At 60.7% G+C, this 12715-nt stretch carries 11 protein-coding genes and 2 tRNA genes; 4 read left to right on the plus strand and 9 right to left on the minus strand.

What is annotated here, in order from left to right; genetic code table 11:
• Positions 1-86: 86 nt before the first annotated feature.
• Together ACLK1G_RS04360 and ACLK1G_RS04365 are read right to left on the minus strand one after the other, a co-directional pair.
• Positions 87-163, minus strand: a tRNA-Met gene (locus ACLK1G_RS04360).
• A gap of 220 nt (positions 164-383) precedes the next feature.
• Positions 384-460 (minus strand) — tRNA-Met (locus tag ACLK1G_RS04365).
• A gap of 282 nt (positions 461-742) precedes the next feature.
• Here ACLK1G_RS04365 and dinB point away from each other — a divergent pair.
• A complete protein-coding gene (gene dinB, locus ACLK1G_RS04370) occupies positions 743-1804 on the plus strand; it encodes a DNA polymerase IV (protein ID WP_420764295.1) in 1062 nt (353 codons plus the stop codon).
• A gap of 62 nt (positions 1805-1866) precedes the next feature.
• On the opposite strand, the gene ACLK1G_RS04375 is transcribed toward dinB, so the two are convergent.
• The 4 genes from ACLK1G_RS04375 to ACLK1G_RS04390 all read right to left on the minus strand — a co-directional run bounded on the left by ACLK1G_RS04375 (position 1867) and on the right by ACLK1G_RS04390 (position 6672).
• Positions 1867-2820, minus strand: a complete 954-nt coding sequence (locus tag ACLK1G_RS04375) for a YceB family lipoprotein (RefSeq protein WP_420764296.1) — start codon at positions 2818-2820, stop codon at positions 1867-1869.
• A 17-nt stretch (positions 2821-2837) separates the two neighbouring features.
• The gene (locus ACLK1G_RS04380; protein WP_420764297.1) at positions 2838-4553 is read right to left on the minus strand and encodes a proline--tRNA ligase; all 1716 of its coding nucleotides are present in this window, start codon (positions 4551-4553) and stop codon (positions 2838-2840) included.
• 143 nt (positions 4554-4696) lie between these two features.
• Positions 4697-6274 (minus strand): AmpG family muropeptide MFS transporter, encoded by a 1578-nt coding sequence (locus ACLK1G_RS04385; protein ID WP_420764298.1) that lies wholly within the window; start codon positions 6272-6274, stop codon positions 4697-4699.
• A 44-nt stretch (positions 6275-6318) separates the two neighbouring features.
• Positions 6319-6672 (minus strand): MGMT family protein, encoded by a 354-nt coding sequence (locus ACLK1G_RS04390; protein ID WP_420764299.1) that lies wholly within the window; start codon positions 6670-6672, stop codon positions 6319-6321.
• Between the two features lie 155 nt (positions 6673-6827).
• On the opposite strand from ACLK1G_RS04390, the gene ACLK1G_RS04395 reads away from it, so the two are divergent.
• Positions 6828-7835 carry a DUF481 domain-containing protein gene (locus ACLK1G_RS04395; protein WP_420764300.1) on the plus strand — a complete coding sequence of 336 codons (1008 nt, stop codon included), beginning with the start codon at positions 6828-6830 and terminating at the stop codon, positions 7833-7835.
• A gap of 177 nt (positions 7836-8012) precedes the next feature.
• On the opposite strand, the gene ACLK1G_RS04400 is transcribed toward ACLK1G_RS04395, so the two are convergent.
• Entirely contained in the window at positions 8013-8222 is a 210-nt protein-coding gene (locus ACLK1G_RS04400; protein ID WP_002554837.1) for a cold-shock protein, read from the minus strand.
• 353 nt (positions 8223-8575) lie between these two features.
• On the opposite strand from ACLK1G_RS04400, the gene dcd reads away from it, so the two are divergent.
• Both dcd and ACLK1G_RS04410 read left to right on the plus strand, forming a co-directional pair.
• Positions 8576-9142: a dCTP deaminase gene (gene dcd / locus ACLK1G_RS04405; RefSeq protein WP_017126297.1), complete on the plus strand. Its 567-nt coding sequence runs from the start codon at positions 8576-8578 to the stop codon at positions 9140-9142.
• Positions 9143-9244: 102 nt separating this feature from the next.
• Positions 9245-9451: a hypothetical protein gene (locus ACLK1G_RS04410; protein ID WP_420764301.1), complete on the plus strand. Its 207-nt coding sequence runs from the start codon at positions 9245-9247 to the stop codon at positions 9449-9451.
• A 34-nt stretch (positions 9452-9485) separates the two neighbouring features.
• Here the strand turns inward: ACLK1G_RS04410 and pdeM are convergent, their stop codons facing one another.
• Together pdeM and ACLK1G_RS04420 are read right to left on the minus strand one after the other, a co-directional pair.
• Positions 9486-10142, minus strand: coding sequence for a ligase-associated DNA damage response endonuclease PdeM (gene pdeM / locus ACLK1G_RS04415; protein WP_420764302.1), 657 nt, complete (start codon positions 10140-10142; stop codon positions 9486-9488).
• Entirely contained in the window at positions 10142-12628 is a 2487-nt protein-coding gene (locus ACLK1G_RS04420) for a ligase-associated DNA damage response DEXH box helicase (RefSeq protein WP_420764303.1), read from the minus strand. Before ACLK1G_RS04420 ends, pdeM begins: the two co-directional genes overlap by 1 nt.
• Positions 12629-12715: the final 87 nt, after the last annotated feature.

A 12715-nucleotide genomic window follows, 5' to 3' on the forward strand; every position in this document is an offset into this window, starting at 1 on the left:
GTGGAAAATATTACAAAATATTTGTCATGGAGTTTTTTCGACACGCACAAAAAAGGCCACTCTTTCGAGTAGCCTTTCTTGATGTTTGGTTGCGGGAGCCGGATTTGAACCGACGACCTTCGGGTTATGAGCCCGACGAGCTACCAGACTGCTCCATCCCGCGTCTGTGTGGCGGCATTCTACAGGCGAACGCCAGAGTGTCAACCGTTAATAGGGGGCTGGGTGAAATAAACGACGAGTTCACCTAAATACACGAAAACAAAAGAAAATTGTCCTACAACCATCAGCAAGGGCTTAGGTTGATAGAAGCGCCATGGGGCGCAGGCGCATAAATCATGCGCGCACAAAAAAGGCCACTCTTTCGAGTAGCCTTTCTTGATGTTTGGTTGCGGGAGCCGGATTTGAACCGACGACCTTCGGGTTATGAGCCCGACGAGCTACCAGGCTGCTCCATCCCGCGTCTGTGAGGCGGCATTCTACAGAAGATCGACGGGCTGTCAACCCTTGTTCAGGAAAAACATGTTCCGCTTCAAGCGGTTAGCCTAGACCCAGGGCAAGGGTTCGCGCTGTGACGCAAGCCGGGCAAGGGCTGGCGCCCTATCGGCGGGCTCTGGGTGATTGAGGAAATACATCCATGTAGGAATTTTCACGGTTCAACGAAGGATCTTTCAAAGCACTGGTGCTATATACAGGTTCGAATGAGATACTGGCGCCCCGAATCAATCCGTGTGCCGCTTCTCTCATGACGCAACGCAAAATCATCCACGTCGACTGCGACTGCTTCTATGCCGCTATCGAGATGCGTGATGATCCGCAGCTGGCCGGCAAGCCATTGGCGGTCGGCGGCTCGGCGGACCGGCGCGGCGTAATCGCGACCTGCAACTATGAGGCCCGGGCCTATGGCGTGCGCTCTGCCATGTCTTCCGGCCATGCGCTGAAGCTCTGCCCTGACCTGACCATCGTCAAGCCGAGGATGGACGCCTACCGAGAGGCGTCGAAGGAAATCCACACGATCTTCAGCGATTACACCGATCTGATCGAGCCGCTGTCCCTCGACGAGGCTTACCTGGATGTCTCCGCCAGCGCGCATTTTGGCGGCAGCGCCACGCGTATTGCCCAAGACATTCGCCGGCGTGTCTCCAATCAGCTGCACATCACCGTGTCCGCTGGCGTTGCGCCGAACAAGTTTCTCGCCAAGATCGCCAGTGATTGGAAGAAGCCCAATGGCTTGTTTGTCATCACCCCCGACCAAGTGGAAGATTTCGTCTCGGCATTACCGGTGAATAAACTCCACGGTGTTGGCAAGGTCACCGCCGACAAGTTGAACAGGCTCGGGATCACCGATTGTTCACAGTTGCGTCAGTGGGACAAGCTCGCCCTGGTGCGTGAATTCGGCAGTTTTGGCGAGCGCCTCTGGAGCCTTGCCCGTGGGATCGATGAGCGTCTGGTGCACAACGACAGCCGTCGTCAGTCCATCAGCGTGGAAAACACCTACGACGTTGATCTGCCCGATCTGAAAAGCTGCCTGGACAAGTTGCCGGAGCTGATGGAAACCCTCAGCGGGCGCATGGCGCGGATCGACAGCAGTTACCGCCCGGGCAAGCCATTCGTCAAAGTCAAATTCCATGATTTCACCCAGACTACCCTGGAGCAGTCCGGGGCCGGGCGGGATCTGGGCAGTTACCAGCTTTTGTTGACCCAGGCCTTCAACCGTGGCGGCAAGCCGGTGCGGTTGTTGGGGATCGGGGTACGGTTGGAGGATTTGCGGGGAGGGTATGAACAGTTGGAGCTGTTTGATCGGTAAGCGCTCGTTGTGGTGAGGGATAATCCCCTCACCACAGGGGAACATCCCTCGTTCAGCCAGGTTCAACTCGCCCCTGGATCCGCCACCAACCGTCCGCCATCCTTGGTCAACGCCTTCAGAAACTCGGTCTGCAGTTCCGGATCGTTGCGGGTCAGTTCGATCAGGCTTTGCTCCAGCTCACTGGCTTCTTCTTCAAGGCCCAGTTCCGACAGGCGTTTGACCCGGTGAACCCACTGGCTCACTTCGTCATCTTCCAGGTCGTCATAGATCAATGCGTGGGCTTCGACCAATTTGCCGCGCAGGGTGCTGCTGATGCTCAGCGACGAGTCGGTATGCACCTCGTCCTGGGCATCCGTCACGCTGATCTGCAATTTGCCGAACTGGCTCAGGTCATGTTCGGCGAACGGGCTTTCCAGCAGGTTCAAGCGCAGCACCCCGTTGCGGTCGGTGCTCATCTCGAATGTCTGGCGAGCGGCCTTCACCTGTACCGGGCGTTCGCTCCAGGGCAGGCTCGAGTGCTCGGTGCGCTTGTCGCGCTGGATTTCGTCGATACCGGCCAGGTTTTGTTGCGCTCGACCGTTGGAAGGTACGTTCATGAATGGGTTCAGGCCGGCGAAACCGTAGCTGATCCAGTCACGGGTCGCGGTGTCAGGCAAGGTGCCCAGGGCGAACACATTGACCACGTTCGCGCCGACACCGGCCACCACCGCCACCGCGCCCAGCGGGATCTCATAGACCTCGCGCCATGGCTGGTAGGGCGTGTAGCGATCGTAGTGCCGGGTGACTTCGAATTCAGTGACCTCGAAAGTCTTTTGCTCGTTGATCCGAACCCGACGCTGCGGTAAGTCGAGCACCTTGGGCTCGCCCACATCGATCTGCAGACTATGGTCGAGCAGCTTGCGCTCGATCCGTTCTTCGTGCTCGTTGCGTTGCGACATCTGGTTGGCGCAGCCGCTGACCAACAGGGCGCCGCACAGTGCGGCGCCCCCGAGGCCTAAGGTGTTTCGCTTGAACATGACGTCTCTATCTGGTCTCAGCGGCGGATACGAGCCTGGAGGAAGGACAGCACTTCGGCGACCGGTAGCGCTTGCGGCTCGGCCTCGGTGCGGCTCTTGTATTCCAGGTTGCCTTCGGCCAGGCCGCGATCACTGACTACGATCCGGTGCGGGATACCGATCAGTTCCATGTCGGCGAACTTGATACCGGGGCTGGTTTTCTTGTCGCGGTCGTCCAGCAGCACCTCGAAGCCAGCGGCCGTCAATTCGGCGTAGAGCTTGTCGGTCGCTTCGCGAACCTGTTCGGTTTCATAGCGCAGCGGCACCAGCGCGACCTGGAAGGGCGCCAGTGTGTCGCTCCAGATGATCCCGTTCTCGTCGTTGTTCTGCTCGATGGCAGCGGCCACCACGCGGGATACACCGATGCCGTAGCAGCCCATCTGCAGGGTGACCGGCTTGCCGTTGTCGCCCAGCACCTCGCATTTCATCGCCTTGCTGTACTTGTCGCCCAGCTGGAAGATGTGTCCGACTTCGATACCGCGCTTGATTTCCAGAGTGCCCTTGCCGTCCGGGCTTGGATCGCCGGCCACCACGTTGCGCAGGTCCGCGACGGCTGGAACCGGCAGGTCGCGCTCCCAGTTCACGCCGAAATAATGCTTGTCGTCGATGTTGGCGCCGATGGCGAAATCGCTCATCAGCTCCACCGAGCGATCAATGATGATCGGCAGCGGCAGGTTCAGCGGGCCGAGGGAGCCGGCGCCGGCGCCGATGGCGTCGCGCAGCTCGGCGTCGGTGGCCATGACCAATGGGCTTGCGACGCCAGGCTGGTTGGCCGCCTTGATTTCATTGAGCTCGTGATCGCCGCGGACGATCAGGGCGATCAGCTTGCCTTCTTCTTCCGCGCGCACGATCAGGGTCTTGATGGTGCGTTCGATCGGCAGGTTGTAGCCTTCCACCAACTGGGCGATGGTCTTGGTGTTGGGTGTGTCCACCAGGCGCAATTCTTCGGTCGGCGCGGCGCGGGACGTTTCCCGTGGCACGGCTTCGGCTTTCTCGATGTTCGCGGCGTAGTCGGAGCCGTTGCTGAAGACGATGTCGTCTTCGCCGGACTCGGCCAGTACGTGGAATTCGTGGGAGCCGGCACCGCCAATGGAGCCGTTGTCGGCTTCAACCGGGCGGTATTTCAGGCCCAGGCGGGTGAACACGTTGCAGTACGCCTGGTGCATGCGGTCGTAAGTAACCTGCAGCGACGCCAGGTCGGCGTGGAACGAGTAGGCGTCCTTCATGATGAACTCGCGACCGCGCATCAGGCCGAAGCGCGGACGGATCTCGTCACGGAACTTGGTCTGGATCTGATACAGGTTGATGGGCAGCTGCTTGTAGCTGCTCAACTCGTTGCGCATCAGGTCGGTGATCACTTCTTCGTGGGTCGGGCCTGCGCAGAAGTCGCGACCGTGACGGTCCTTGATGCGCAGCAGCTCGGGGCCGTACTCCTCCCAGCGTCCCGATTCCTGCCACAGCTCGGCCGGTTGGGTGCTCGGCATCAACACTTCCAGAGAGCCGGCGGCGTCCATTTCTTCACGGACGATGGCTTCGACCTTGCGCATGACCCGCAGGCCCATCGGCAGCCAGGTGTACAGGCCGGAGGCGAGTTTGCGGATCATACCGGCACGCAGCATCAGCTGGTGGCTGATCACGACGGCGTCGGAAGGCGTTTCTTTCTGTGTGGCGAGCAAAAATTGACTGGTGCGCATGGTTGGCCGTTGTCGGTTGCTGATGACGAGAAGTGACGCAGCATTGTACGGGCGAGATGCCCTGGCGTACAGGCGCGTGGCCTGTTGCCGGATCCAGGCGCCGCTTTCTCGGCGCCTGCTGAGCTTTCCTACGATTCTTGGGCCTACGACTCTTGGGCGGGCCGGGTCGGCGTCGATTTCGACTCCGGCTCTGACTCCGTTCCGTGCGTCGAGTCCTGGCGGCGATTTTCCTGATACCAGTGGAGCGCGATCAGCAGCAAGGTTGGAACGCCGAGCAGGGCGGTGATCAGGAAGAAATCGTGATAGCCGAACTTTTCCACCATGACCCCGGAATACCCACCGATCAGGCGCGGCAGCAAGAGCATGATCGAGCTGAGCAGGGCGTACTGGGTTGCGGAAAATTTCAGGTTGGTCAGGCTGGACAGGTACGCGACGAATGCCGAGGTCGCCAGGCCGGAGCTGAAATTGTCCAGGGAGATGGTGACAATCAGCATCTCCAGGTCGGCGCCCATCCCCGTGAGCATCAAGAACAGGATATTGGTGGCCGCCGAGGACACGCCCCCAATGAACAGGATCGGCAAGATGCCGAATCGCACGATGAGCAGGCCGCCCATGCCGGCGCCCACCAGCGTCATGATCAGCCCGAATATCTTGCTGACGCTGGCGATCTGGTCCTTGGTAAATCCTTGGTCGATGTAGAACACGTTGGCCATGACGCCCATGACCGTGTCGGACATCCGGTATGTGGCGATCAGGCCGAGCAGCAGCAGCGCCTGCCAGCGGTAGCGCAGGATGAAGTCATTGACGGGGGTGAGCACCGGCGCCAGGCCGCGACGGCCCATCGACGACAAGCACATGACAGTCAGGAGGATATAGAGGATGGCGCGCAGGAACGCCCGGTCCTCGAGCAGCAGGTCGAGCAGGCTGACGCCCTCGAACAGCACGCTGGCGAAGTCGGTGTTATAGAGTTGGGTGAACATGGCCGGGACCGACACCAGGAGCACGATCAGGACGAACACCGATGCGAGCTGATGGACGAAGGTATAGCGCCCGGCCTGCAACTGTGTGCGCAGTGGCACCGGGGGCTCGCGCATGAAAAGTGAGGTCAGCAAGGCGGGCACCATCAGCACGCCGAACAACAGGTACGTGCCCGCCCAGGCCGAATGTTTGTAGCTGAACCCGGTGGAGCCGAAGCCCTCGGCGAAAAACAGCGCGCCGGCCGTGGCCAGCAGGGCGGCGACCCGGTAGCCGGACATGTAGCTGGCGGCCAATGCGGCCTGGCGGGTGTCGTCTACGATTTCCAGTCGATAGGCATCGACGGCGATGTCTTGGGTGGCGGAGGCGAAGGCCACTATCACCGCGATTGCGATCAGCCAGGACAAGTGCTTTTGCGGATCGCAGAAACCCATGCCCACCAGGCCCAGGATGACCAGCCCTTGGGACAGCACCAGCCAGGATCGGCGGCGTCCCAGCTTGCCCAGCAGTGGCAGGCGCCATTGGTCCAGCAATGGCGACCAGACCCATTTGAAGGCGTAGGCGAGGCCGATCAGGCTGGCGTAACCAATGGTCTCGCGAGCCACGCCGGCTTCGCGCAACCAGACCGAGAGCGTGGAAAACACCAGCATGTACGGCAAGCCGGCGGCGAAGCCAAGCAGCAACAGCACGAGCGTCGAAGGACTGGCATAGGCGGCGAGGGCGGCGCGCCAGGTTTTACGGGGCATGGGCTGGAGTCTGCCTCAAAAATTGCGAAAACAAAGCGCGCACTCTAACCGCTGTGCTCTACCGGGCGCCAGCCATGGCGCTGAATATCAACACGATTATTCAGGACACTGATCCCCTCCGTGCGCAAGCGCGCGCGTTGTTCGTCCCCTGAGGGGCTTCCCACCGGCAGGCTGATCCGACCGCCGGCACCGAGCACGCGATGCCACGGCAGCTTCGTGTCGCCGGGCAATTGGCTGAGGGTTCGTCCGACCCAGCGCGCGGCGCGGCCCAGCCCGGCCATTTCGGCGAGTTGACCGTAGGTTACGACTTTGCCGGCAGGCACCTGTGCCAGAGTGAGGTAAAGCGTGGTGCGGCGGATTTGGGCGGCGTTCTCGGTGGCCGAAGAGGCGTCAGTCACAAGCGCGGTTCCTGAAAGTGTCCGTCTGTAGATTAATTCCTACAGGGCGGGTTGATAAATGAACTCATCTTCCATACGTGGGTCAGTCGTTGCTGAGGTGTCATCCTGGGGGATAATGCCGCCTTTTCATCGCAAACTTGAGCCCATTATCGCTTATGTTGTCCAGAACCCTGCTTTGCCTAGCTGTTACGAGCGCCTCCATGCCTTTGCTTGCCGATACCGTCTGGTTGAAGAACGGCGACAAGCTCAGCGGCAAGATCACCGTTTTCGACGGCGGCAAGTTGCTGATCCAGACCGATTATGCCGGCGCGGTCCCTATCGATTGGAAACAGGTCAAGACCCTTGAAAGCGACCAGCAGTTGTTGGTCAAGCAGGACGCTTACAGTGGCGAGAAAGCCAAGGCGTTGCAGGCGGCCGAGGATGGCAAGGTGACCTTGGCCAATGGTGATGTGCCCAAGACCGTCGAGCTGGCGAGCATCCAGCAGATTCTCAAGCCCAAGCCGGTGGTCGAGGATTTGGTGTGGAAGGGCAATATCGACGCCGCACTGGATTACCAGCGGGCGGAAAACGACACCGACGACTACGACATCGACTTCAAGACCTCGGCGCGCCACGGCAGGTGGCGGCACACCGCCGAAGGCGAATACAACCGCGAATTCCAGGACGACATAGTCTCGGCTGATAACTGGCGACTGGAGTACTCCCTCGACCGGTTCATCACCGATAAATGGTTCTGGCAAGGTCGGCTCAACTACAAGCGCGACAAAGTCGAGGACCTGGCCCGCCAGCGTGTCGTGGGTACCGGTCCGGGCTACCAGTTCTGGGACGACGAACTGGGTGCGTTCTCCCTGGGTTCGCTGCTCAACCGCACCGATTACGAGTACAGCGATGGCGGCAAGGACAACTTCTATTCCGTCGCCATGAAATGGGACTACAACCGTTACCTGATCGGCAAACGGGTTGAGTTTTTCACCAATGGCGAAGTCGGCAAGCCGCTGTCTGGCGTGGCGGATTATGCCTACGACGCAGAGTTGGGGTTGCGCTATAAAGTGACCGACTGGGCGTCACTCAATCTCAAGGCCGAGAAAGATGTCATCGAAGGGACGGAAGACAGCGACATCAGTAAGACGCGCTACACGGCTGGGTTCGGTGTGACCTGGTAATCCCAGGCTAATCAACGAACCCTCCTGTGGGAGCGAGCTTGCTCGCGATAGCGGTGGATCAGACAGACCGCTATCGCGAGCAAGCTCGCTTCCACAGTTTTTTTGTGCCTGAAAAATCAACAGACACAAAAAAGCCCCGCTTTTAAGGGCGGGGCTTCTTACTAAAGCAAGTACAAGTTAGATAACTTGAACTTCTTCAGCTTGCATGCCTTTCTGACCGCGGGTAGCGATGAAAGAAACCTGTTGGCCTTCTTTCAGGCTTTTGAAGCCGTCGGATTGGATAGCTTTGAAGTGAACGAACAGATCGTCACCGGATTGTGGAGTGATGAAGCCGAAGCCTTTTTCATCGTTGAACCACTTAACGGTACCGGTTTGGCGATTAGACATGGTGTAACTCCTTGAACAAAGATAACTGCGACTCAGGAAGAACCCTGGCCGAGACTGAGTGCAAAGAGCAGGAAAAATTCTTGTAGATGGTTGGATCGAAATTCAACATATCGTGTAGAGATTCTCAGTGACACAAGCAGCACAGTGACGCCACCTTAACCCTTTTTCCGGAACGTGCCAATGGTCTTTGCGAAGGTTTCTCGGTTTTAATGACTGACGGCGCTGACGGTTGCCGCCAGGGCCCGGAAATCAAGGTGGATCGGCGAGAATTGCGTCCCGCACTTTGAACCCGCCCCGCGCCCCGGTAAGATGCCGGACAGTTTTTTCCACCTCGCTATTTCAGGAAACCCGCCATGAGCATCAAATCGGACAAGTGGATTCGCCGCATGGCGCAAGAGCACGGCATGATCGAGCCCTTCGTAGAGCGCCAGATGCGTGGCGAAGGCGCCGACCGGCTGATTTCCTTCGGTGTTTCCAGCTACGGCTACGATGTGCGCTGCGCCGATGAATTCAAGGTGTTCACCAACATCAACTCGGCCACAGTCGACCCGAAGAACTTCGACGAGAAGAGCTTCGTCGACATCAAGAGCGATGTCTGCATCATTCCGCCGAACTCCTTCGCCCTGGCCCGCACCGTCGAGTATTTCCGTATTCCGCGCAACGTGCTGACCATTTGCCTGGGTAAAAGCACCTATGCCCGTTGCGGCATCATCGTCAACGTCACGCCGCTGGAACCGGAATGGGAAGGCCATGTGACCCTGGAGTTTTCCAACACCACGACCCTCCCGGCCAAGATCTACGCCAACGAAGGCGTGGCTCAGATGTTGTTCCTCGAATCCGATGAAGAGTGCGAAGTGTCCTATAAGGACCGGGGTGGCAAATACCAGGGCCAGCGCGGCGTGACACTGCCGCGCACCTGATTCTGACGAGCTGTTGGAATTCCTGGGCGGGCAGGCACTCTATGAAGTGTACTGCCCGTTTTTTTGCGTCAGCCCAATGGGCCTTCGCTCAGGAGTAGCTCTATGAAGATCGATCCGCGAATCAGTGCCGAACTGGCAAGTCTTGAGCCCAATCAGATCGGCGTCCTGGCTTGGTCACTGCTGGCCCATCCTGCTGAAGCGGCAGGCGGCATCCCCGGCCAGCCAGATCCCGATACCCCCAACGAGCAGCCAACCGAACCCGGCGAACCGACACTTCCCGACGAGCCGCCTCCTGCGCCCGTAGCCTGATCACATATGGCCCGTCAGTTGAAGCGAATGCGCTTTAGCTGACGGGCCATATTTCGTTGTCGCCAATCACGAAGATCTTGCAGTCGTTGTCCTGCTCGACCCGATAGCCTCCGGTGAACGCACCGAAGGCCGGCAGCAGGCTGACATCACTACCGAGGCGGAAACACGGAAGCCGAAGCCGTTGCCGGCCTTTGCCTGTCAAGTGATAGACCGGGTGCACATGCCCGGCCAGCACATGTCGGCTTGGGTGCGGCGTGGGTTCGTGTTGCACGGCGAACGGGCCCAGCAGCAGTGGCTCGGGTACGACGCGGATATTCATCGAGGGCGGTGGATCGCCAGCGCTCTTGTCGTGATTGCCACGTATGAGCGTGATGGGAAGTGCTTGATGCCGTTCACGCCAACCGGCGAGAGCGTTCAGAGTGCCGGGGGCATGGGAACCAGGCCCGTGAAGGAAATCCCCAAGGAAAATCAGCAATCGACACGGCACGCTTGCCAGCAGTTGATCCAGCACGGCGATATTGCTCGCCGTCGTGCCGTGGGGCACCGGTTGGCCGAGGCTGCGATAGGCAGCGGCCTTGCCGAAATGTGCGTCGGCCACCATCAGGGTTTCCTGGGCCGGCCAGTACAGGGCTTTGTGCGGCAGCAGCCAGAGTTCTTCACCGGCGAGGTTGATGGGGTAGGGCGCGGGCATCAGACGGTACCTTTATCGGCGGTTCGTTCCAGTTCGCTGACCATCCGGCGGATGCGATCGGCAAGTTTTTCCGAGCTCATGCTTTCGCGGAACCGTTCCACCAATAACGGGAAGCCCAGCGGGGTGGGGCGTTTAATGATGTGCAGGTCCAGCTTCAACGTATCGAGGCGTTCCAAGGTCTGCTCCAGTCGGCGTATATCCAATTCTTCGCGCAGGACCTCCTCGCCGGCCTGGGCCAGCAGCAGGTTATCGGCGTCGTATTGCTTGAACACTTGAAAAAACAGTCCGCTGGAGGCCTGGACTTGCCGTGTGCTCTTCGGCGCGCCGGGATAGCCGGCGAATACCAGCCCGGCGATTCGGGCGATCTCGCGAAAGCGCCGCAGCGCCAGTTCTCCGGCATTCAGGCTGGCGAGCACGTCCACCAGCAGATTATCGGTGCGCAAGAGCCCCGGGTTCAGGTGCGCTGACCAGTCCACTTGGGTGGCGCTGAGCAGTTCCAGTCCGTAGTCGTTGACCGCGATGGAAAATGTCACCGGTTGTCGCTGGCTGACGCGCCAGGCCAGCAGGCTGGCAAGCCCGAGGTGAACCTGGCGCCCGGCGAAGGGATAGAGGAACAGGTGCCAGCCTTCCCGGGACTTGAGCGCTTCGGCCAGCAACGTACTCTGCGTGGGGAGGCCGGACCAGCGCAGTTGCGTCGATAGCAATGGTTGCACGGCGCGCATCTCCGGGCCGTCGAAATGGCCTGCGGCGGCCTCGCTCAGGCGTGCTACGACCGCGGCGGCAAGTTCGCTGGAAAGTGGCATGCGGCCGCCGTTCCAGCGTGGCACGGCAGCTTTTTTCGCCTGGCTGCGCCGCACGTAGGCCGTCATGTCTTCGACCCGGACCAGTTCCAATAACCGCCCGGCGAAGAGAAACCCGTCGCCGGGACGCAGCCGCGCGATAAAACCTTCTTCCACGCTGCCCAAGGTCCTGCCGCCCCCACCCTTGCTCCAGAACTTCAGCTGCAGGCTGGCGTCGCTTACGATGGTGCCGATGCTCATGCGGTGGCGCCGGGCCAGGCGTGCGTCAGGCACGCGCCATACGCCGTGCTCGTCCGGCTCGACCCGTCGATAGTCAGGGTAGGCCGTCAACGAGAGTCCACCGTGGCGCACGAACGCCAGGGCCCATGCCCATTCGGCAGGGTTCAAATCGCGGTAAGCCCAGGCGCCACGGACCTCGTCGAACAGTTCGTCGGGCCTGAAACCGCCGCCCAGGGCCATGCTGACCAAATGCTGGACCAGCACGTCCAGGGGTTTGTGCGGCGATTCCCGGGGCTCGATGCGCCGCTGCGCCACGGCGTCCTGCGCGGCGGCGGACTCGATCAGTTCCAGGCTATGGGTCGGCACGAGTGTGATTCGCGAGGTCCGTCCCGGCGCGTGGCCGGAGCGTCCGGCGCGCTGCATCAGCCGCGCCACACCCTTGGCCGAGCCGATCTGCAACACCCGTTCTACCGGCAGAAAATCCACCCCAAGGTCCAGGCTTGAGGTGCACACCACCGCTTTGAGCTGGCCATCCTTGAGGGCTTGTTCCACCCAATCCCTGGTCTCGCGGGACAACGAGCTGTGATGCAGCGCGATCAGCCCGGCCCAGTCCGGACGTGCCTCGAGGATCGCCTGGTACCAGATTTCCGACTGCGCACGGGTGTTGGTAAAGACCAGGCAGCTGCTGCTGGCGTCGATTTCGGCGACGACCTGGGGCAGCATTTTCAAGCCGATGTGCCCGGCCCAGGGGAAACGTTCAAGGGTCGGCGGCAACAGCGTATCGACCTGTAGGGCCTTGGCGTTGGCGCCCTGCACGCTGGCACCATTGCCTTGTGGGATAAGCACCTGTTCGGCGTGGGCCTGGTTACCCAGGGTCGCGGAGACTCCCCACACGATCAGCCCCGGATGCCAGCGCCGCAAGCGGGCCAGGGCCAGTTGCAACTGCACGCCACGCTTGTTGCCGAGCAATTCGTGCCATTCATCCACCACGACCATGCGCAAGGTCGAAACGGCGGTTTGCGCGTCGGCGCGGGCCAGCATCAGGGTCAGGCTTTCCGGGGTGGTGATCAGCGCCGTGGGCAGGCGTCGGCCTTGGCGGGCGCGTTCGTTCGCGCTGGTGTCACCGGTGCGCAGGCCGACGGTCCAGGGGATCTGCAACGGGTCGAGGGGCGCTTGAAGTGCCTTGCCGGTATCAGCGGCCAGCGCGCGCATCGGCGTTATCCACAAGACTGTCAACGGCTCGGCCGCAGGTTTGCGTTTTCGGGGTTTGTCCGGTGGCGGCACGGCGCGGGCGAAACGGTTGAGGGCGGCAAACCACACGGCGTAGGTCTTGCCGGTGCCGGTGCTGGCGTGCAGCAGCCCCGACTCGCCGCGCTTGACCGCGGCCCACACATTTTTTTGAAAAGCGAACGGCTTCCAGCCCCGGGCGTCGAACCACTTTTTTGCGAAGTTGCTGGATGTCGCCATGCGTGCCGTGTGCGCCCTGAAGGTCCTTCTTCAGTGACCACGGCAGGAGATGAAGGTTTATTTGATCGACTGGTCGGGCACGGACCC

The sequence above is a fragment of the Pseudomonas algeriensis genome, from assembly GCF_048847255.1.
Lineage (GTDB): Bacteria > Pseudomonadota > Gammaproteobacteria > Pseudomonadales > Pseudomonadaceae > Aquipseudomonas.

What these genes read in the sequence shown, in the direction of transcription:
- ACLK1G_RS04395 (WP_420764300.1), top strand. Translation starts at nt 6,828, where the DNA reads ATGTTGTCCAGAACCCTGCTTTGCCTAGCTGTTACGAGCGCCTCCATG.
- ACLK1G_RS04380 (WP_420764297.1), bottom strand. Translation starts at nt 4,553, where the DNA reads ATGCGCACCAGTCAATTTTTGCTCGCCACACAGAAAGAAACGCCTTCC.
- ACLK1G_RS04400 (WP_002554837.1), bottom strand. Translation starts at nt 8,222, where the DNA reads ATGTCTAATCGCCAAACCGGTACCGTTAAGTGGTTCAACGATGAAAAA.
- pdeM (WP_420764302.1), bottom strand. Translation starts at nt 10,142, where the DNA reads ATGCCCGCGCCCTACCCCATCAACCTCGCCGGTGAAGAACTCTGGCTG.
- ACLK1G_RS04385 (WP_420764298.1), bottom strand. Translation starts at nt 6,274, where the DNA reads ATGCCCCGTAAAACCTGGCGCGCCGCCCTCGCCGCCTATGCCAGTCCT.
- dinB (WP_420764295.1), top strand. Translation starts at nt 743, where the DNA reads ATGACGCAACGCAAAATCATCCACGTCGACTGCGACTGCTTCTATGCC.
- dcd (WP_017126297.1), top strand. Translation starts at nt 8,576, where the DNA reads ATGAGCATCAAATCGGACAAGTGGATTCGCCGCATGGCGCAAGAGCAC.
- ACLK1G_RS04420 (WP_420764303.1), bottom strand. Translation starts at nt 12,628, where the DNA reads ATGGCGACATCCAGCAACTTCGCAAAAAAGTGGTTCGACGCCCGGGGC.
- ACLK1G_RS04375 (WP_420764296.1), bottom strand. Translation starts at nt 2,820, where the DNA reads ATGTTCAAGCGAAACACCTTAGGCCTCGGGGGCGCCGCACTGTGCGGC.
- ACLK1G_RS04410 (WP_420764301.1), top strand. Translation starts at nt 9,245, where the DNA reads ATGAAGATCGATCCGCGAATCAGTGCCGAACTGGCAAGTCTTGAGCCC.